Annotated in this window: 12 protein-coding genes; 7 read left to right on the forward strand and 5 right to left on the reverse strand. The window is 57.3% G+C overall.

Features of this window, described 5'->3' with window-relative positions; all coding sequences use genetic code 11:
• The 3 genes from LDK53_RS05095 to yegD all read right to left on the reverse strand — a co-directional run.
• Positions 1 to 2,863 (reverse strand): MdtB/MuxB family multidrug efflux RND transporter permease subunit (locus LDK53_RS05095; protein ID WP_225284785.1); only part of this gene is annotated, 2,863 nt, incomplete at its 3' end.
• Positions 2,863 to 4,065: an MdtA/MuxA family multidrug efflux RND transporter periplasmic adaptor subunit gene (locus tag LDK53_RS05100; RefSeq protein ID WP_045285614.1), complete on the reverse strand. Its 1,203-nt coding sequence runs from the start codon at positions 4,063 to 4,065 to the stop codon at positions 2,863 to 2,865. The genes LDK53_RS05100 and LDK53_RS05095, both read right to left, overlap by 1 nt.
• A 204-nt stretch (positions 4,066 to 4,269) precedes the next feature.
• The gene (yegD, locus tag LDK53_RS05105) at positions 4,270 to 5,622 is read right to left on the reverse strand and encodes a molecular chaperone (protein ID WP_045285615.1); all 1,353 of its coding nucleotides are present in this window, start codon (positions 5,620 to 5,622) and stop codon (positions 4,270 to 4,272) included.
• A 255-nt stretch (positions 5,623 to 5,877) separates the two neighbouring features.
• Here yegD and alkA point away from each other — a divergent pair, with 255 nt between their 5' ends.
• A complete protein-coding gene (alkA, locus tag LDK53_RS05110) occupies positions 5,878 to 6,750 on the forward strand; it encodes a DNA-3-methyladenine glycosylase 2 (protein WP_225284788.1) in 873 nt (290 codons plus the stop codon).
• On the opposite strand, the gene LDK53_RS05115 is transcribed toward alkA, so the two are convergent.
• On the reverse strand, positions 6,715 to 10,044 hold the full coding sequence (locus tag LDK53_RS05115) for a diguanylate cyclase (RefSeq protein WP_225284792.1): 3,330 nt from the start codon (positions 10,042 to 10,044) through the stop codon (positions 6,715 to 6,717). The two genes, alkA and LDK53_RS05115, sit on opposite strands and share 36 nt — an antisense overlap.
• A 343-nt stretch (positions 10,045 to 10,387) precedes the next feature.
• Here LDK53_RS05115 and udk point away from each other — a divergent pair, with 343 nt between their 5' ends.
• The 3 genes from udk (at position 10,388) to asmA (ending at position 13,575) form a co-directional block, all read left to right on the forward strand.
• Positions 10,388 to 11,029 carry a uridine kinase gene (gene udk / locus LDK53_RS05120; protein WP_008500855.1) on the forward strand — a complete coding sequence of 214 codons (642 nt, stop codon included), beginning with the start codon at positions 10,388 to 10,390 and terminating at the stop codon, positions 11,027 to 11,029.
• Positions 11,030 to 11,120: 91 nt separating this feature from the next.
• Entirely contained in the window at positions 11,121 to 11,702 is a 582-nt protein-coding gene (gene dcd / locus LDK53_RS05125; protein WP_020883257.1) for a dCTP deaminase, read from the forward strand.
• A gap of 22 nt (positions 11,703 to 11,724) precedes the next feature.
• On the forward strand, positions 11,725 to 13,575 hold the full coding sequence (gene asmA, locus LDK53_RS05130; RefSeq protein ID WP_155031462.1) for an outer membrane assembly protein AsmA: 1,851 nt from the start codon (positions 11,725 to 11,727) through the stop codon (positions 13,573 to 13,575).
• 87 nt (positions 13,576 to 13,662) lie between these two features.
• On the opposite strand, the gene LDK53_RS05135 is transcribed toward asmA, so the two are convergent.
• Complete coding sequence (locus LDK53_RS05135) at positions 13,663 to 15,246, reverse strand: TerC family protein (protein ID WP_225284794.1); 1,584 nt, start codon at positions 15,244 to 15,246, stop codon at positions 13,663 to 13,665.
• Between the two features lie 692 nt (positions 15,247 to 15,938).
• Between LDK53_RS05135 and LDK53_RS05140 the strand changes: the two genes are divergently transcribed.
• From LDK53_RS05140 to wzc, 3 genes are read left to right on the forward strand one after another with little or no spacing between them, the layout of a single operon-like run.
• Entirely contained in the window at positions 15,939 to 17,078 is a 1,140-nt protein-coding gene (locus LDK53_RS05140; RefSeq protein ID WP_014170829.1) for a polysaccharide export protein, read from the forward strand.
• 6 nt (positions 17,079 to 17,084) lie between these two features.
• Complete coding sequence (wzb, locus tag LDK53_RS05145) at positions 17,085 to 17,528, forward strand: low molecular weight protein-tyrosine-phosphatase Wzb (RefSeq protein ID WP_025758721.1); 444 nt, start codon at positions 17,085 to 17,087, stop codon at positions 17,526 to 17,528.
• Positions 17,529 to 17,530: 2 nt separating this feature from the next.
• Positions 17,531 to 19,693, forward strand: a complete 2,163-nt coding sequence (gene wzc / locus LDK53_RS05150) for a tyrosine-protein kinase Wzc (RefSeq protein WP_225284797.1) — start codon at positions 17,531 to 17,533, stop codon at positions 19,691 to 19,693.
• Positions 19,694 to 19,713 lie beyond the last annotated feature (20 nt).

Genomic DNA, 19,713 nt, shown 5'->3' on the forward strand with positions numbered 1-19,713 from the left:
CACGCGGCGACATGCCCTGCTCGCGCTCGGCGGCCAGAGCGAAGTCGATCATCATGATGGCGTTTTTCTTTACGATCCCGATAAGCAGGATGATGCCGATGATGGCAATCACGTCCAGCTCGCTCCCCGCCAGCATTAAGGCCAGCAGCGCCCCCACGCCCGCCGTCGGCAGGGTGGAGAGGATGGTGATTGGGTGAATAAAGCTTTCGTACAGCACGCCGAGCACGATATACATCGCCACCACGGCGGCGACGATCAGCCAGATGGTGTTGCCCAGCGCGGCCTGGAACGCCAGCGTGCTGCCCTGGAACTGGGTCTGTATTTCAGCCGGGAAGCTTACCGCTTTTTCCGCCGCCTGAATGGCCTCCACCGCTTCGCCGAGTGAATAATTGTCCGGCACGTTGAAGGAGAGGGTGGTGGACGGGAACTGATCCAGATGGTTAACCGACAGCGGGGTGTAGCGTTCTTCCACCGTCGCAATCGCGCTCAGCGGCACAATCCCGCCGTCTTTGCTGGTCAGGCGCACCGAGTCCAGCCCCGCCAGGCCCGGGGTGTTATCCGTGTTGTGCTCCAGCACCACGCGATACTGGTTTGCCTGGGTGTAGATGGTGGAGATCAGACGCTGCCCGAACGCGTTATACAGGGCGTTATCCACATCCGCCATGGTGATGCCCAGACGGCTGGCGGCGTCGCGGTTGACGTTTACATACGCCGCCAGCCCTTTGTCCTGCCAGTCGCTGCTGACGTCGGAGAGCTGCGGCAGGGTGTTAAGCTTATCCACCAGCTGCGGCACCCAGGTGCTGAGCGCGTCCAGTGAGGTGGCCTGCAGCGTGAACTGGTACTGCGTGCGGCTGACCTGGGTATCGATGGTCAAATCCTGAATCGGCTGCAGGTAAAGCTCCACGCCCGGCACGCGGGCGACGGCGCTTTGCAGCCGTTCAATCACGGCGTTGACGCGATCGTCACGCTCATCCAGCGGCTTGAGGTTGATCTGCAGACGCGCGCTGTTCAACGACGGATTAGTGCCATCCACCCCCACGTAGGCGGTCAGGCTTTCCACGGCCGGATCCTTCATGATGATGTCAGACACTTGCTGCTGGCGCTGGGCCATGTTGGCGAAGGAGATCGACTGCGGGGCCTGCAGCGTGCCCTGAATAATGCCGTTGTCCTGGATCGGGAAGAAGCCTTTCGGAATGAAAATCCACAGCATCACGCTGAGCGCCAGGGTTCCCAGTGCCACGCCGAGGGTGGCCCATGGATGGTTGAGGACTTTCGCCAGCACGCGACCGTAGGCGGCAATAATCCGCTCGAACATGCGCTCGGAGGCGCGGGAGAAACGGTTTTGCTTGCGCAGTGATTCGTGGCTCAGCATGCGGGCGCACATCATCGGCGTCAGGGTCAGTGACACCACGGCCGAGATCAGAATGGCGACCGCCAGCGTCACGGCAAACTCGCGGAACAGACGCCCGACGATATCGCCCATAAACAGCAGCGGGATCAGCACCGCAATCAGCGAGAAGGTGAGCGAGATAATGGTAAAGCCGATTTCGCCTGCGCCTTTCAGCGCGGCGGCCAGCGGTTTTTCACCTTTCTCGATATAGCGCGAGATGTTCTCGATAACGACGATGGCATCGTCCACCACGAACCCGGTGGCGATGGTTAGCGCCATTAGCGTCAGGTTATTGATCGAAAAATCAAGGAACACCATGACGGCAAATGTGCCCACCAGCGAGAGGGGGACGGCGACGGCGGGAATAATGGTTGCCGGAACGTTACGCAGGAACAGATAGATAATCATCACCACCAGCGCAATCGCCAGCATCAGCTCAAACTGGGTGTCGGTGACCGAGGCGCGAATGTTTGTGGTGCGGTCGGAAAGCACCTTCACACTGACCGATTTCGGCAGGCTTTCAATCAGCTGCGGCAGCATCGCGCGGATGCTGTCGGCAGTTTCGATGATGTTCGCCCCAGGCTGGCGCTGCACGTTCATCACAATCGCCTGCTGTTTGTTGGCCCACGCCCCCAGCCAGCTGTTCTCCGCGCCTTGTTCCACGGTCGCCACATCGCCCAGACGCACCGGGGCACCGTTCTGGTACGCGATGATCAGCTGACGGTATTCATCGGCGGACTGCATCTGGTCGTTGGCAGAGAGCGTCACGGCGCGGGTTGGGCCGTCCAGCGAGCCTTTCGCCGAGTTGACGTTGGCATTGCTGATGGCGCTGCGGATGGTTTCGCTGGTCAGCCCCAGCGCGGCAATCGCCTGCGCGTTCAGCTTAACGCGCACCGCCGGGCGCTGTCCCCCCGCCAGTGTGACGAGCCCGACGCCGGAGACCTGAGAAATTTTCTGCGCCACGCGGGTTTCGACCATGTCTTCGACCTGGGTCATCGGCAGGGCGGAGGAGGTGACGGCACGGGTCATGATCGGCGGATCAGCCGGGTTCACTTTGCTGTAGACCGGCGGGTTAGGCAGGTCCGACGGCAGCAGGTTGGTGGCGGCGTTAATCGCGGCCTGAACCTCCTGCTCGGCAACGTCCAGCGACAGCGTAAGCTGGAACTGCAGCGTCACGACGGATGCGCCCCCGGAACTCTGGGAGGACATCTGCTTTAATCCCGACATTTGGCCGAACTGGCGCTCCAGCGGGGCGGTGATGGCGGAGGTCACCACGTCCGGGCTGGCGCCGGGATAAAGTGTCACCACCTGAATGGTGGGATAGTCCACCTCGGGCAGCGCCGAGACGGGCAGAAAGCGATAGCCGATAATCCCGGCGAGCAGGATCGCCACCATCAGCAGCGTGGTGGCGACAGGGCGGAGGATAAACAGGCGTGACGGCCCACCTGTGGAGCCTGGCGGCATCACCTGCATCAGGAGGTCGCTCCCTGTTTCGCCGGTTCCACCACTTCCACTTTGGCCCCTTCGGTCAGACGGTCAATGCCGTCGGTGACCACGCGGTCGCCTGCGGAAAGGCCCGCGCTAATCACCACCGTCTGGCTGTCCTGAATCCCGGTTTTCACCAGATGCTTGCTGACTTTATTGTCGCTGTTGAGCACCCAGACGAAGTTGCCTTCGTTACCCATCTGCAGCGCAGCGGTGGGGATCACCACCGCGTTCTCTTCGGTCGCCACCAGCATGCGCGCATTGACGAACTGGTTCGGGAAGAGGGCATCGTCCTGGTTATTAAAGCGCGCCTTCAGCTTGATGGTGCCGGTGGTGGTGTCGATCTGATTATCAAGACTGAGCAGGGACCCTTCGCTTAGTTTCTGCTTATTGGTGCGGTCCCAGGCTTCAACCACCAGGCCTTTGCCGGCTTTTTGCGCCTGCACTACCGTGGCAATATCGCTTTCCGGCAGGGTAAAGACTAAATCAATCGGGTGGGTTTGGGTGATCACCACGATGCCGGTGGTATCCCCGCTTGAGATCTGATTGCCGATATCCACCTGCTTCAGGCCGACGCGGCCGTCAATCGGCGCGGTGATGCGGCTCCAGTCCAGCTGCAGCTGCGCGCTGGCTACCGCGGCTTCGTCAGCCTTGATGGTGCCCTGCGTTTCGCTGACCAGCGACTGCTGCGTGTCCAGCTCCTGACGGGAGACCAGATTGGTTTTCACCAGCTGCTGGTAGCGCGCTAAATCGCGCCGGGCGTTGGCGAGGGTGGCTTTGTCTCTCGCGAGCTGCCCCTGCGCCTGGGCGAGGGCGACCTTAAACTGGCTCGGGTCGATTTCCGCCAGCAGATCGCCAGCTTTGACCTGCTGGCCTTCCTGGAAGTGAATGGCCATCAGCTGGCCGTCGACGCGGCTGCGCACCGTCACGGTGTTGGCGGCGGTAATGGTCCCGAGTCCCGTAAGATAGCGAGGAACGGCTTTATTCACCGCCGTGGCCGCCTGGACCGGTGCCAGCGCGCCGCCACGCATACCGTGACGTCCTCCGCCAGCCGGGCGCTGTGGCTGGCTGGTGGCACCGGCGGGTGCGGCGGAGTTCGCGGATTGACTGTGCCAGTACCAGGCGGCGGCAAGGACCACCACAATGATGCCAGCGGCGATTGCCCAGCGGGATTTGTTACTGCCTTTCATCGTTATACGTTCTCATCCTGAATACTTCGGGGAATGATACTAGTTTAGTCAGGCAACACAGCGGAAAAATGGAGGAAATATGGAAGACTGTCGGGAATTGTCTGAGTGTGGTGGTCTGTGTTGCCGGGTGGCGCTTCGCTTACCCGGCCTACATTCGAGGGTTGTGTAGGCCGGGTAAGCGAAGCGCCACCCGGCACAACGGCACTACCTAAACATCACCTGCGCCCAGCGCGCAAGACCCGCCGTGACGGATCCAAAGTCATCTCCACCGGCAATCGGGATCCCTGGCAGTTGCTCTGCCAGCGCTTTTTTAATCAGCGGTGAACGGGCGCTTCCTCCGGTCAGGTAGATCACGTCCGGCTTCTCTTTGCCGTTATCCAGCGCCAGCTGCACCTGTTCCAGAATGCGCTGCAGCGGTTGAGCGAGCGCCGTCTCCAGCCCCTCCTGAGAGATGGCGGTTGCCAGATCGTCACTGATAAACGGCAGAGAGACCGCATGTTCCGGGCGATCGGAGAGGGCGATTTTGCTCTCTTCCGCGGTACGTACCACGCGGTAGCTGAGGCGTTGACGCCACACTTTATACAGCAGGGCGACTTTTTCGGCGTCCTGGGCATCGCGCACCAGGTCGTTCAGGAAGCGGCCATTCGCGGTGCTGTAAAAATCGCTCTGCGCAGGCACGTCGTTGATGGCGATAGCGTTCCACCAGGGCAGGATCGGCAGGGCGATCCCTTTCTCCGTTTGCCCGCCCATGCCCAGCAGCGGCATCAGGCTCTTAAAGGCCAGCGCGATATCGAGGTCGTTACCGCCCACGCGACAGCCGCTGTGCCCGAGCAGGCTGTTTTCCCGGTCACGGCGATGATGCCACTGCGGCCCCATCAGCAGCAGCGAGCAGTCCGTCGTTCCGCCGCCGATATCGACCACCAGCACACGCTTCTCTTCCGACAGCGTGGCTTCAAAATCCAGCCCCGCCGCAACCGGCTCGTACTGGAACACCACGTCGCGGAAGCCGGCGCGGTGCGCGGCGCGCTCCAGGATCCCCTGTGCCTGCTGGTTGGCCTCATCACCGCCCAGCCCCTGGAAGTTGATCGGACGGCCAATCACCGCCTGGGTAATCGCATCAGGAACCTGCATCTGCGCCTGATTGCGGATGTGCAGCATCATCGCGCAGACCAGATCTTCAAACATCGCCACCTGCTGCGGCTTTAATCCGCTGGCGCCGAGGAAGGATTTCGGTGATTTTACGAAGTAGACCTCTTCCGGGTCTTCAATGTAGTGCCCGAGCGAGGCAAGGCCAAACTGCACGCTGGATGGCGTGACGTCAATATCTTCCTCACGGTTGAAACTGACCGCCCGGCGCAGCAAGGCCTGGCTTTCCGCCGCCGTGGCCGGAACCTGATGGTGGCGGAACAGCCATTCGCTGACCGCTTCGCGGGTGGGTGCGCAGAGCATTGACGGCAGCAGCGTGCTCTCTTTTTCCATTTTCAGGAGCTGTGGTTGCCCGTTTTGCATAATCGCAACCGAGCAGTTTGCCGTACCGTAGTCAAATCCAATAAACACGATAAATCCCCATGCCAGTGAGAAGGGGCGAGACTTTAGCGGAATGCCCGTCCGGCGACAACAGGAATATGAAAGCAAGGCAAAACAGGGTCTTTCCGTTTATGCTGATATACCCGTCATACTTCAAGCTGCATGCGCGTTGGCTGCGCTCGTTCACCCCAATCACATAGTTATCTATGCTCTTGGGGATTCACTCTCTTGCCGCCTTCATGCAGCTTGAATTATTTAGGGTATAAGATAAAAAAAGGAGCAACGATGTATACCCTGACCTGGCTTCCCCCTTACGACTGGCAATGGATGTTTGGCTTTCTTGGCGCCCGTGCGGTGACGGGCATTGAAACCGTCACTTGCGACTACTATGAACGCAGTTTTGCCTGCGAAGGACATCAGGGAGTCTTTCGCGTTACGCCGGACCTCGCCACCTCTACGCTGACCGTAACGTTGAGCCCGGGTCTCATTCCGGTGGCGCAGACCTGTCTTGAACGTATCGCCCGCCTGTTCGATCTCAGTTGTAACCCGCAGCAAATTGCAGACACGCTGGGCGATCTCGGTGCCGCGCGGCCGGGCCTGCGTTTGCCGGGGGCGATGGATGCGTATGAGCAGGGCGTCCGGGCTATCCTCGGGCAGCTGGTGAGTGTGGCGATGGCGGCGAAGCTGGCATCACGCGTGGTGGCGCTGTGCGGGGAACCCGTGGCGGATTGCCCCGGCTATCTCTGCTTCCCCACGCCGCAGGCGCTGGCGTCCACGGACCCGCTGGCACTGAAAGCGCTGGGCATGCCGGTAAAGCGCGCGGAGTCGCTGATTCATCTGGCGCAGTCGGTCATTGACGGGACGTTTCCGCTGTTCCCGCCCGCGAACATTGAGGCGGGGATGAAAGCGTTACAGCAGCGGCCGGGAATTGGCCGCTGGACGGCAAATTATCTGGCCCTGCGCGGCTGGCAGGCAAAAGATGTGTTTCTGCCGGATGATTATTTGATTAAGCAACGCTTTGCCGGGATGACGCCCGCGCAAATTCGGCGTTATGCCGAGCGCTGGCAGCCGTGGCGCTCGTACGCGCTGCTGCACATCTGGTATACCGACGGCTGGGCACCGTCAGTTGATGGCGAAGTAGCTGGTATTGAGAAGTAGATCCAGCGGCTGCGGCTCGGCGATGGTGTCACCATAGATAAAATCAATGCCGATGCCGGAGAGCGTATCCATCATAATCGGCTGATTGCAGGGACCCGCGATGGTCTTCATGCCCAGACGCTGGGCATGACCCTGGATGATGGTGACCATCATTTCATCCATCAGATTGCCATATACGTTGCTCACCACTTCGGCGTCCAGCAGCAGATAGTCGGCCATATTTGCGCTCAGGTGCGTGAAGACGTTCATGTCGCGTCCCACCTGGCTGAAGATCACGCGACAGCCTGCCTCGCGAAGCTTCTGCAGACCCTGCTCCAGGTTTTTATTCGGGTTACAGACCACATCGGCAGAGATGACCAGATGCAGCAGGCGACCCGGCATAGGGCTTTTATCCAGCAGGTCGAGCAGTTCATCAACCAGCGTCACGCTGGCTAAACCGGCCTCAGACAGCGGCAGTGCGACACCCATCCCTTTACTGGCGATCTGAGCGGCGGAGGTGCGGAAGAACTCGCTAAAAATCCGTCTGTCGAGGGCGTGCAACAGCTCTGGCTCCGCCAGGCCCGATCGGAAGGCATGCTCTTCCTGAACTTCACCCTGGCTGGTCCACAGGCGTAACGAAATCAGCCAGAAGTTGCTGCTTTCCGGGATGCGCGGGGAGGCGACGCTGCGGGCAATCATCATCAGATGGTTGTCTTTAATCATGTGCCACTGCTCATCAAGCGACATCATGCTGCGCGTGCTGTGGTCCCGCTCCTGCTGGGGTTCGTAAACCGTCACCCTGCCACGCCCGCCGTTTTTCGAGGCATAGCAGGCAATATCCGCCTGCGACATGACCTCTGACGCCTGATGGTTATTTTCATCAATCAGCGTGATACCCGCGCTGGCGCCGATCCGGTGCAGGCGTCCTTCCCACATAAAGTGATAGTCATTGATCGTCTGAATCAGGCGACCGGCAATATAGCGTGCGCTTTCAATGTTGCAGTCGGGTAACAGTAACCCGAACTCATCCCCGCCCAGACGGGCCAGTACGTCAGTGGAGCGGAGCATGGTCAGCATTAAGGAAGAGAGTTCCCGCAGCAGGGCATCGCCGGCGGCATGGCCAGCCGTATCGTTGACCGCTTTAAAGCGATCGAGATCGATAAACACCAGCGCATGCCGCTGGCGCGTCTCGCGCACGGTCTGCAGGAGGCGTTTGAGATGGTTTTCGAAGCTGACCCGGTTTGCCAGGTGGGTCAGGGCATCGTGGGAAGCGCTGTAGCTCAGCTGACGCAGCATTTTGCGCGACTCGGTCACGTCCTGAATGACGATCACGGAGCCAATACTCTGTCCGTCCAGCGTGCTGAGCGGCGTAATACTGTAATGAATATCGAAGCTTCCGCCGGTACGGCAGTTCAGCACCACATCCTGATCGATATCGGAACGGGACATATCGCCGCTGTGAATATTCTCCATCGGCGGCCCTTGTTCCCCAAAGGTGATGTGCAACACCTTCAGGATCGGCTGGCCTATCGCCTCGGTTTGCAGCCAGCCGCTCATTTTCTCGGCGACCGGGTTCATAAAGGTGACGTTCATGTTGATATCGGTACACAGCACCGCTTCACCGATGGAGTCGAGGGTAATATGCAGGCGCTCTTTTTCCTGGAAGAGGGCCTCGTTAAGCTGCTTCACCTCGGTCATGTCCATGTTGATGCCGAGCAGTCGTTCGACTTCGCCCTGTTTATTCAGCACCCGGTTCGCCAGAGAGCGAATATGGCGCACGCCTTCCTTCACGCGAATGCGAAATTCCAGCTTAAACGGCAGACGGGAGATAAGGGAGTCTCGCAGAACCTTCTCTGCATGGGCGCGATCTTCCGGCAGCATTGTGTCGTGCCAGAGCTGCCAGGTGGGTTTGATGTGCGGCGGAATTTCATACAGCTCAAACATCCGCTTATCCCAGCTAATAATGTCTGGCTCCAGATCCCACTCCCAGATGCCAATTCCGCCCGCTTCGTTAGCCAGCGTAATGCGCTCCATCAGACGTTTATTGACCCATTCGGTCTGCTTCAGGTCGTTAATATCTTCAATCTGGGCGATAAAATAGAGCGGTGAACCGTCGGTATGACGCACGACGGAGACGGCAAGAAGCGCCCAGACCACCTCTCCGTTACGGGTGTAGTAACGCTTCTCGAGGGTGTAGGTATTGATCTCGCCGTTGACCAGCTGTTCCAGCTGCTCCAGGTCGGTATCGAGATCTTCCGGCCAGGTCAGCTGCTGAAAGGTCAGCGACTGCAGCTCCGTCTGGCTGTAACCGAGGAAGTTGCACAGCGCTTTGTTGGCCTGCAACCATTTGCCCTCAATGCTGACCAGCGCCATACCGATGGCGGAATACTCCATCGCATTACGAAAACGCGCTTCGCTTTCGGTGATGTGCTTGCGTTCGGCGCGGAAGGCATACATCACCATGGTCATCACGTTGGCAGGCAGGAGCAGCATCAGGAACGGCAGCCACGGCGCGTTCAGCATCGGCCCGGCATGCTGGGTGGTGAGCGCCAGAGGGTTACGGGCAATCATCAGCGACACGACCATCACGGTGACCAGAAACACCATGAACGCCTCCATCCGCGGCAGGCGCACGGCGCTCCACATCAGCAGAACGATCACACAGGTAAAGGGCCACGGAAGCCAGGTGATGGCCGCCCAACTGAGGGCTAATGTTATGGCCAGCGTGGTCAGCGTCTCCAGCAGCAGTCGCGGGTCACGGTGGCGCAGCAGATAATGGGGTTTAAATAACAGGCCCAGCGGCACCAGCGCCAGCGCGCCGATGGCTTCGGACAACACCCACACAAAGAAATTGCGCACGGGCTCAGCACCGGGTGCCAGCAGAGTCACCAGAACGCCGCCCACCAGCGGCGGCACCAGCGCGCTGCCAATGGCTACGCGGATCCAGTCATTCAGATTCTGCAGCGGGTTGTACCATGGGAGCCATTTGCGCAGGAACAACGCGCCGATAACGGCCTCAATCACGTTGACGGTGGGGTAGATCAGGCTTACCGATCCCCAGGAAAACAGCATCCATGAGGCCAGAATATTGCCAAACGAACAGGCCAGCGCAATTCCTGGCCACATTTTTCCGGCATGACGGTAAAACGCCACCATCATGATGGCAGTGGGAAACCAGAGTGGGGCCAGCAGGGTACCGAAGCGGGTGAGCTCCAGCGAAAACAAGGTAAAGATAAAGGTGACCAGGCCCAGACAGACAAGTCGTAATAAAGGATGTGGGGTGGTAACCAAAACCCGCTGGTATTGTTTATTCATTACCGCTTTATCCAGAGACGCCATGCCGTCAGGGAAGATGTCCGAATGCGTGAATTTGATAATTTGGTTTATGCTAGTACAAACAATTTACAATTCATATGGTGACTGTTCAGAATTTGACACCACAGACTTATTAAATAGAAGCTCTGTGAAAAAAAACGGTTAAACGCTGAAAAAACGTTCATTTAAATTTCACTCAGGGCGTAATGCGTCACTTTTCGGGCAGTCTCGCAGAACCTGTGCATTCGACTGGTATCACGCCGGCGAAATCCCTATAATTGCCGCGTTTGACGCTCCGGCGTCGTCCTTCCTTAACATCCAGGTTAATCAGGTCGCTAAATTTATGACTGATAAGTCTCATCAGTGCGTCATTATAGGTATCGCCGGCGCATCGGCTTCAGGTAAAAGTCTTATTGCCAGTACGCTTTACCGCGAACTGCGTGAACAAGTAGGTGATGAGCATATCGGCGTCATTCCCGAAGACAGCTATTACAAAGATCAATCCCATCTGTCGATGGAAGAGCGCGTCAAAACCAACTATGACCACCCCAATGCCATGGACCACAGCTTGCTGTTCCAGCATTTAGAAGCGCTTAAGAGCGGCCAGGCGATCGAGCTGCCCGTTTACAGTTATGTCGAACACACCCGCACTCAGGAAACGATCCGCATTGAACCGAAAAAGGTCATTATCCTGGAAGGCATCCTGCTGCTGACCGACGCCCGCCTGCGGGAATCCATGAACTTCTCCATTTTCGTTGATACCCCCCTGGATATCTGCCTGATGCGCCGCATCAAGCGTGACGTCAATGAACGTGGCCGTTCGATGGATTCCGTGATGGCGCAATACCAGAAAACGGTCCGCCCGATGTTCCTGCAATTTATTGAACCCTCCAAACAATACGCCGATATCATCGTGCCGCGCGGGGGCAAAAACCGCATAGCGATTGATATCTTAAAAGCGAAAATCAGCCAGTTTTTTGAATAAGCCGCGCGAATTGTGTACCGTTCAGAGATAACCTGGTTTTACCCTGAGTGCTTATTGCCTCAGGGTACGATGCATGAAAGGAGAGAGTGCCATGCGTCTTTGTGATCGCGATATTGAAGCCTGGCTGGATGAAGGCCGTTTGTCTATTACCCCACGTCCACCCGTGGAGCGTATCAATGGGGTGACCGTTGATGTACGGTTGGGGAATAAATTCCGCACCTTTAGCGGCCATACCGCGCCGTTCATTGACCTTAGCGGGCCGAAGGACGAAGTGAGCGCCGCGCTCGATCGCGTGATGAGTGACGAAATCGTTATTGACGAAGGTGAGGCCTTTTATCTGCATCCGGGTGAACTGGCGCTGGCGGTGACGTATGAATCCGTTACCCTGCCTGCGGACCTGGTCGGCTGGCTTGATGGCCGTTCTTCCCTGGCGCGACTGGGGCTGATGGTGCACGTGACCGCGCACCGTATCGATCCCGGCTGGTCAGGGCGTATCGTGCTGGAGTTCTTCAATGCCGGTAAACTGCCTCTGGCGCTGCGTCCCGGCATGATGATCGGTGCGTTAAGCTTTGAACCGCTGACGGGCCCGGCCGATCGTCCTTATAACCGTCGTCAGGACGCAAAGTACCGCGACCAGCAGGGCGCGGTCGCCAGCCGTATTGATAAAGACTGAACGCGAGTCCATTGAGGATGCCATGAGAAGAGTTCTGACAACGCTGATGATTTTGCTGGTGGTGCTGGTTGCTGGCCTTTCGGCGTTGGTTCTGCTGGTTAACCCTAATGATTTCCGCGCGTACATGGTGCGGCAGGTCGAGGCTCGCAGTGGTTATCAACTGAAACTTGATGGACCGCTGCGCTGGCACGTCTGGCCGCAGCTCAGCATTCTCTCTGGCCGCATGTCGCTCACGGCGCCGGGGGCCTCCCAGCCGCTGGTTTCCGCAGACAACATGCGCCTTGATGTGTCGCTGATCCCGCTTATTTCCCATCAGCTGCAGGTTAAACAGGTGATGCTGAAAGGCGCGGTGATTCAGCTCACCCCGCAAACCGAAGCCGTGCGTGATGCGAATGCGCCGGTGGCACCGCATGAAAATACCCTGCCTGATGAGCCGTCTGATACCGGCTGGTCTTTTGATATTGGCAAACTGAAAGTCGCCGACAGCGTGCTGGTTTTCCAGCATGAGGACGAAGAGCAGGTTACCGTTCGCAACATTAATCTGCAGATGGAACAGGATGATAATCATCTTGCCGCCGTGGAATTTAGCGGGCGCGTGAACCGCGATCAGCGCGATCTCACCCTGTCGCTGAATGCCAGCGTCAATGCGTCTGACTATCCGCATCAGCTCACGGCCGACATCCAGCAGCTGAACTGGCAGCTCACGGGGGCCGATCTTCCTGCTCAGGGAATTACCGGGCAGGGGACGTTGCAGGCCGTGTGGCGCGAAGAACAAAAACAGATTGAGCTGGATAATCTCAGCCTGCAGGCGAATGACAGTAGCCTGAAAGGGCAGGCGAGCGTTACGCTCGAAGAGAAACCGAAGTGGGTGCTCAATCTGCAGTTCGACAAGCTCAATCTGGAAAACTTACTGCCACCGCCGCCCGCAAGCGCAACGGACAGCGATGCCGCGCAAACGGGGCAAAGCCAGATGCCGGTCTCTCGTCCGGTTATCTCGTCGAATCTTGATCAACCTGACTACAACGCCCTGCGCGGATTCACGGCGGATATTCTGCTGAAAGCCAATAGCCTGCGCTGGCGTGGCATGGATTTTACCGACGTGAGCAGCCAGATGTTCAACCATAATGGCTTGCTGGTGATCTCCGAACTGAGCGGCAAGATGGGCGCTGGGCACCTCTCACTGCCCGGTACGCTGGATGTCCGCAAAGACGTCGGCAGCGCCGAGTTTCAGCCGCGTCTCGACAACGTTGAGATCGGCACCATCCTGAAAGCGTTTAACTATCCGATCGCTCTGACAGGGCAGTTGACGCTGGCCGGTGACTTCTCGGGCACCAAAATTGATGCCGATGCTTTCCGCCGCGACTGGCAGGGACAAGCGCACATTGATTTAAAAGACTCCCGTATGGAAGGGCTTAACTTCCAGCAGCTGGTCCAGCAGGCGGTGGAGCGCAGCAGCGATGTGAAAGCGCAGGAGAACTACGACAGCGCCACGCGCCTCGACAGCTTCTCCACGGACCTGACGCTGGATAACGGACAGCTGACGCTGGCCGACATGCAGGGAACCTCTTCCATGCTGTCGCTGACGGGAGAGGGCTCGCTGGATCTGGTAAAAGAGACGGCGGATACGCACTTTAACGTCCGGGTGCTCTCCGGCTGGCAGGGCCAGGGTAAGCTCATCGACTTCCTGAAAGAGACGCCGATCCCGCTGAACGTTTATGGCAAATGGCAGGCACTGAATTACAGCCTGCAGGTGGATCAGATCCTGCGTAAGCATCTGCAGGATGAAGCCAAACGTCGACTGAACAGCTGGGCGGATCGGAATAAAGATTCGCAGACCGGGAAGGATGTGAAAAAGCTGCTCGATAAGCTGTGATACCGTTGTGCCGGGTGGCGCTTCGCTTACCCGGCCTACGAAAACTGGACACCGTAGGCCGGGTAAGCGAAGCGCCACCCGGCTTTTTTACACCTCAAAATCGAGTTCTTCCTCGTCCCGCAACGGGATGAGCTGAACCTTCTGTACGCGATGGTTTTCAATCTGCAGCGTTTTCAGCAGATAGTCCCCCACCTGAACCTCTTCCCCCGGCTGCGGGATACGCTGCAAATACTCCATCAGCAGGCCGGCAATGGTGTGATATTCCCGTTTTTCATCCAGCGGCAAGGGTACATATTGCACCAGGTCTTCAAGGGGCATATGGCCGTTGGCCGTCCAGGAGCCGTCGGCGTTTTTCTGGATGTCATGGCGGGCATCAATCTCATCCACCTCGTTAGGCAAATTACCGGCAATGGTTTCCATCACGTCGCTGAGCGTGACCAGCCCTTCAACCGATCCAAACTCATCCACCACAAAGGCAAAATGCGTGCGCGCGTTGCGGAACTGCTCCAGGGCGGAGAGCAGCGGTAGCCCCTCCGGGAACACCAGCGGCTGGCGTACCAGAGCGCGGAGATTAAGCGCCTCGCCATGCAGCTGCTGTTGCAGCAGGTCGATGACGTGCACCACCCCCAGCAGCTCCTCTTCCTCTTCACCGCCGGTCACCACCACGCGGGTGTGCTGGTTTTTATCCAGCAGGGCGCGGATTTGCGCTTCCGGGGCCGTCAGGTCGATATGCTCAATGTCATGGCGCGAGGTCATGATGCTGCTGACCGTGCGCTGGTTGAGATTGAGCACCCGCTCAATCATCAGCCGCTCCTGCGGGTTAAAGATTTGCCCTTCGCTGTGATCGGCCAGCATGGCGGAGGATTCGGCGTCCAGCTCCGCATCCTCTTTCTTACCGCTCAGCAGGCGCATGACCGTGTCGGCCGTGCGCTGGCGCAGGGTCTGATTGGCGGAAAGGAAGCGGCGGCGGTTAAATATCGCCAGCTGGTTAAGCGCCTCAATCATCACGGAGAAGCCAATGGCGGCGTAGAGATAGCCTTTCGGAATATGGAACCCAAAACCGTCGGCCACCAGGCTAAAGCCAATCATCAGCAGGAAGCTCAGACAGAGGATAACGATGGTCGGGTGACTGTTCACAAACCGGGTCAGCGCCTTGCTGGCCATCACCATCAGCGTAATGGCGATAATCACCGCCGCCATCATCACCGCAAGATGGTCCACCATCCCGACGGCGGTGATCACCGAGTCGAGGGAGAAGACCGCATCCAGCACCACGATTTGTGCCACCACCGGCCAGAATTTTGCCCCGCGGCGCTGGGTCGGGTTCTCACTGTCTTTGCCTTCGAGCCGCTCGTTGAGTTCTACGGTGGCTTTAAACAACAGGAACAACCCGCCGAAGAGCATGATCAGATCGCGGGCGCTAAAGCTCAGGCCGTGGATGGCGAACAGCGGCTGAGTCAGGGTCACCAGCCAGGAGATAGAGGCCAGCAGCAGTAAGCGCATCACCATCGCCAGCAGCAGACCCGTCACGCGTGCGTGGTCGCGCTGGGAAGGGGGCAGTTTTTCAGCGAGGATGGCGATAAAGACCAGATTATCAATCCCGAGCACAAGCTCGATGACGACCAGCGTAACCAGCCCGGCCCAGATTGAGGGATCGGCAATCCATTCCATAGTAATAGCAATACCTTCTGTTATATGACGAATGTCACACTTCGATCATGGATAAAGCCGGGGGAAATTGCAATGCCGGGTTGAGATTTCTCTTAATACGTCTCGCTAAAAAGAGCCTGTTCTGCTGACCCTGTAAATAAGGAAAATACGTCTCTTTTATTACCGGAATATCATTTTAGGATATATCGCAGGTAATGGTTTTAGCTTTCTTTTTGTCAATATAAAGAAAATCCTAAAAGGTCAAAAGTTTGCTCTTAATATTAATCTTAAAAACCGATATTAGGACAGTTGTCTCCTTGCCTGCTATTAGGTTAGCTGCAACAATTCTCCCAGCATCAAATGTTAAATCTCAGTGTTGCTATTATTGTTCGGTCTTCAGGGATGGTTATTCATTATCCGTCGGGCATCGCCAGCGGCTGATATATTTCCAGAAGACCTTGCTCAAGAGGGTGTCTATCCATAACACATTGTTTAGTCAGTGGATTGGTAACTGAAAGCCAAGGGCGGTAGCGTGCCTGAAAGCGTGTGAATCAGCCTCGATTATTCTGTCAATAGCCAATGGATGAATAAGCTTTTTTTAGGACTGATGCCAGTTATATTTCTATTTGATTAACTGCATGCTGAAACCCAATACGACCCGAGCTTATTTTAATTGCACAGGATAATTACTCTGCCAAAGTGATAAATAATCAATGATGAAATCCAAAATGAAATTGATGCCATTATTGGTGTCTGTGACCTTGATGAGTGGTTGCACGGTCTTTCCCGGCAGCAATATGTCAACAATGGGTAAGGATGTGATCAAGCAACAGGATGCCGATTTTGATCTCGACAAAATGGTGAATGTTTATCCACTTACGCCTCGACTGGTCGAACAATTACGTCCACGTCCAAATGTTGCCCAGCCGAATATGTCGCTGGACCAGGAAATTGCCTCTTATCAGTACCGCGTGGGGCCAGGTGACGTGATTAACGTGACCGTCTGGGACCACCCTGAACTGACCACACCCGCGGGCCAGTACCGCAGCTCAAGCGACACCGGTAACTGGGTGCAGTCAGATGGCACCATGTTCTATCCCTATATTGGTAAGGTCCATGTCGCCGGCAAAACGCTTGCCGAGATCCGTAGTGATATTACCGGCCGCTTAGCGCAGTACATCGCCGATCCGCAGGTGGACGTTAATATCGCCGCATTCCGCTCGCAAAAAGCCTATATCTCCGGCCAGGTGAATAAATCCGGCCAGCAGGCTATTACCAACGTGCCGCTGACCGTGCTGGATGCCATTAACGCCGCGGGCGGCTTAACCGACGGTGCCGACTGGCGCAATGTGGTGCTGACCCATAACGGGAAAGAGCAGCGCATTTCGCTGCAGGCGCTGATGCAAAACGGCGATCTGACCCAGAACCGCCTGCTCTATCCGGGCGACATTCTCTACGTACCACGCAACGACGATCTGAAAGTCTTCGTGATGGGTGAAGTGAAGAAACAGAGCACCCTCAAAATGGACTTCAGCGGTATGACCCTGACCGAAGCGCTGGGCAATGCTGAAGGTATCGATCTGACGACCTCTAACGCGACCGGTATCTTCGTCATCCGTCCGCTGAAGGGTGAAGGCAGTGCGAAAGGCAAGATTGCCAACATCTACCAGCTGGATATGTCCGATGCGACCTCTCTGGTGATGGCGACGGAGTTCCGTCTCCAGCCATACGATGTGGTGTATGTCACCACCGCGCCGGTTGCCCGCTGGAACCGTCTGATCAACCAGTTGCTGCCAACCATCAGTGGCGTTCGCTACATGACGGATACGGCGCGCGACATTCATACCTGGTAATTCGCGATGTTTAACAAAATTCTGGTGGTATGCGTGGGGAACATTTGCCGTTCCCCCACGGCTGAACGGTTGTTGAAACACTACCAGCCCGAACTGACCGTTGATTCAGCAGGGCTGGGCGCGCTGGTCGGTAAAGGTGCCGATGAGCGGGCAACGAGCGTCGCACGGGATCATAACCTTTCCCTTGACGGTCACGTTGCCCGTCAGGTCACCAGCCGCATGTGCCGGGAGTACGACCTGATCCTGGCGATGGAGAAACGCCATATCCATGCGCTGTGCGATATCGCGCCGGAGATGCGCGGCAAAGTGATGCTGTTTGGTCACTGGGACAATGAACGCGAAATCCCCGATCCGTATCGCAAAAGCCTTGAGGCCTTCGAGGCGGTTTACACCTTACTTGATCAGTCTGCCCAGCAGTGGGCGCAGGCACTGAAAGCTCAGCAGGGATAACAATGACAGAAAAAACACGATCTTCTGCCGCCCCGACTTCGGGCAGTGATGAAATTGATATTGGGCGCCTGGTCGGCACGGTTGTCGAGGCAAAGTGGTGGGTGCTGGGCATTACCGCCGTGTTTGCCGCTGCGGCCGTCGTCTACACGCTGTTCGCCACCCCTATCTACAGTGCCGACGCGCTGGTGCAGATCGAGCAGAACACCGGTAACTCGCTGGTGCAGGACATTGGCTCTGCGCTGGCGAACAAGCCACCGGCGTCCGAGGCTGAAATTCAGCTTATCCAGTCACGTCTGGTACTGGGCAAAACGGTTCACGACCTCGGGCTTGATATCTCCGTCACCAAAAACACTTTCCCGATCTTTGGTGCCGGCTGGGATCGGCTGATGGGCAGAAACAACGACACGGTGAAAGTGACGGACTTCGTGCTGCCGAAAGGGGCCGCCGATCAGACCTTTACCCTGACGGTGCTCGGTCCGAAACAGTACCAGTTAACCAGCGATGCGGGCTTTAGCGCACGCGGAGAAGTGGGGCAGATGCTGACCAAAGACGGCGTCAGCATGATGGTCAGCGCGATCAACGCCCAGGCAGGCGGGGAGTTTACCGTCACCAAATTCTCCACGCTGGGGATGATTAATAACCTGCAAAACAACCTTACTGTGACCGAAAACGGTAAGGACACCGGCGTGCTGAGCATGACCTTTACCGGTGAAGATAAGGATCAAATCCGCGACATCCTGAACAGCATTACCCGCAACTATCTTGAGCAGAACGTTGAGCGTAAGTCGGCTGAAGCGGCGAAAAGCCTGGCGTTCCTGTCAAAACAGCTGCCGGAAGTGCGCGCCCGCCTGGATGAAGCCGAGAACAAGCTGAATGCCTATCGTCAGGATAAAGACTCTGTCGACCTGCCGCTGGAGGCGAAATCGGTCCTCGATTCGATGGTCAACATCGATGCCCAGCTCAACGAGCTGACCTTCAAAGAGGCGGAGATTTCCAAGCTGTATACCAAGCGCCACCCGGCCTACCGCACGCTGCTGGAGAAACGCCGCACCCTGGAAGAGGAGAAGGCGAAGCTCAATGACCGCGTTACCGCGATGCCGAAAACCCAGCAGGAAATTGTACGTCTGACCCGTGACGTGGAGTCCGGCCAGCAGGTTTACATGCAGCTGCTGAATAAACAGCAGGAGCTGAAAATCACCGAAGCCAGTACCGTCGGTGACGTGCGCATCGTCGACCCGGCGATCACCCAGCCTGGCGTGCTGAAGCCGAAAAAAGCGCTGATCATTCTCGGCAGCATTATTCTCGGCCTGATGCTCTCCATCGTGGGCGTGCTGCTGCGCTCGCTGTTCAACCGCGGCATCGAAAGCACGCAGGTGCTGGAAGAGAGCGGTATCAACGTCTATGCCAGCATTCCGCTGTCGGAGTGGCAAAAATCCCGCGACAGCGTCAAAACCATCAAAGGCGTCAAGCGTTACAAACAGAGCCAGCTGCTGGCGGTGGGTAACCCAACCGACCTCGCCATCGAAGCGATACGTAGCCTGCGTACCAGCCTGCACTTCGCCATGATGCAGGCCAAAAACAACGTTCTGATGCTGACCGGCGTCAGCCCGTCAATCGGCAAAACCTTTGTCTGCGCCAACCTGGCGGCGGTGGTCAGCCAGACCAACAAGCGTGTGCTGCTGATCGACTGTGATATGCGTAAGGGCTATACCCACGAACTGCTGGGTACCAATAACGTCAACGGTCTGTCGGAGATCCTGCTTGGCAAAGGTGAAATCAGCCAGAGCGCGAAACCGACCAGCATCCCGAAATTCGATCTCATCCCGCGTGGTCAGGTGCCGCCAAACCCCTCTGAACTGCTGATGAGCGAACGGTTCACCGAGCTGGTGGAGTGGGCGAGCAAAAACTATGACCTGGTGCTGATCGATACGCCGCCAATTCTGGCCGTAACCGATGCCGCCGTAGTAGGGCGCCTGGCGGGGACCACCCTGATGGTAGCGCGCTATGCGGTGAACACCCTGAAAGAGGTGGAAACCAGCCTGAGCCGCTTCGAGCAAAACGGTATTGAGGTGAAAGGGGTGATCCTGAACTCCATCTTCCGCCGCGCGAGCGGGTATCAGGATTACGGGTATTACGAGTACGAATATAAGTCTGACAGTAAATAATAAAACACACCCCAAACCCC

This window comes from Enterobacter sp. K16B, from assembly GCF_020216105.1.
GTDB lineage: Bacteria > Pseudomonadota > Gammaproteobacteria > Enterobacterales > Enterobacteriaceae > Enterobacter > Enterobacter sichuanensis.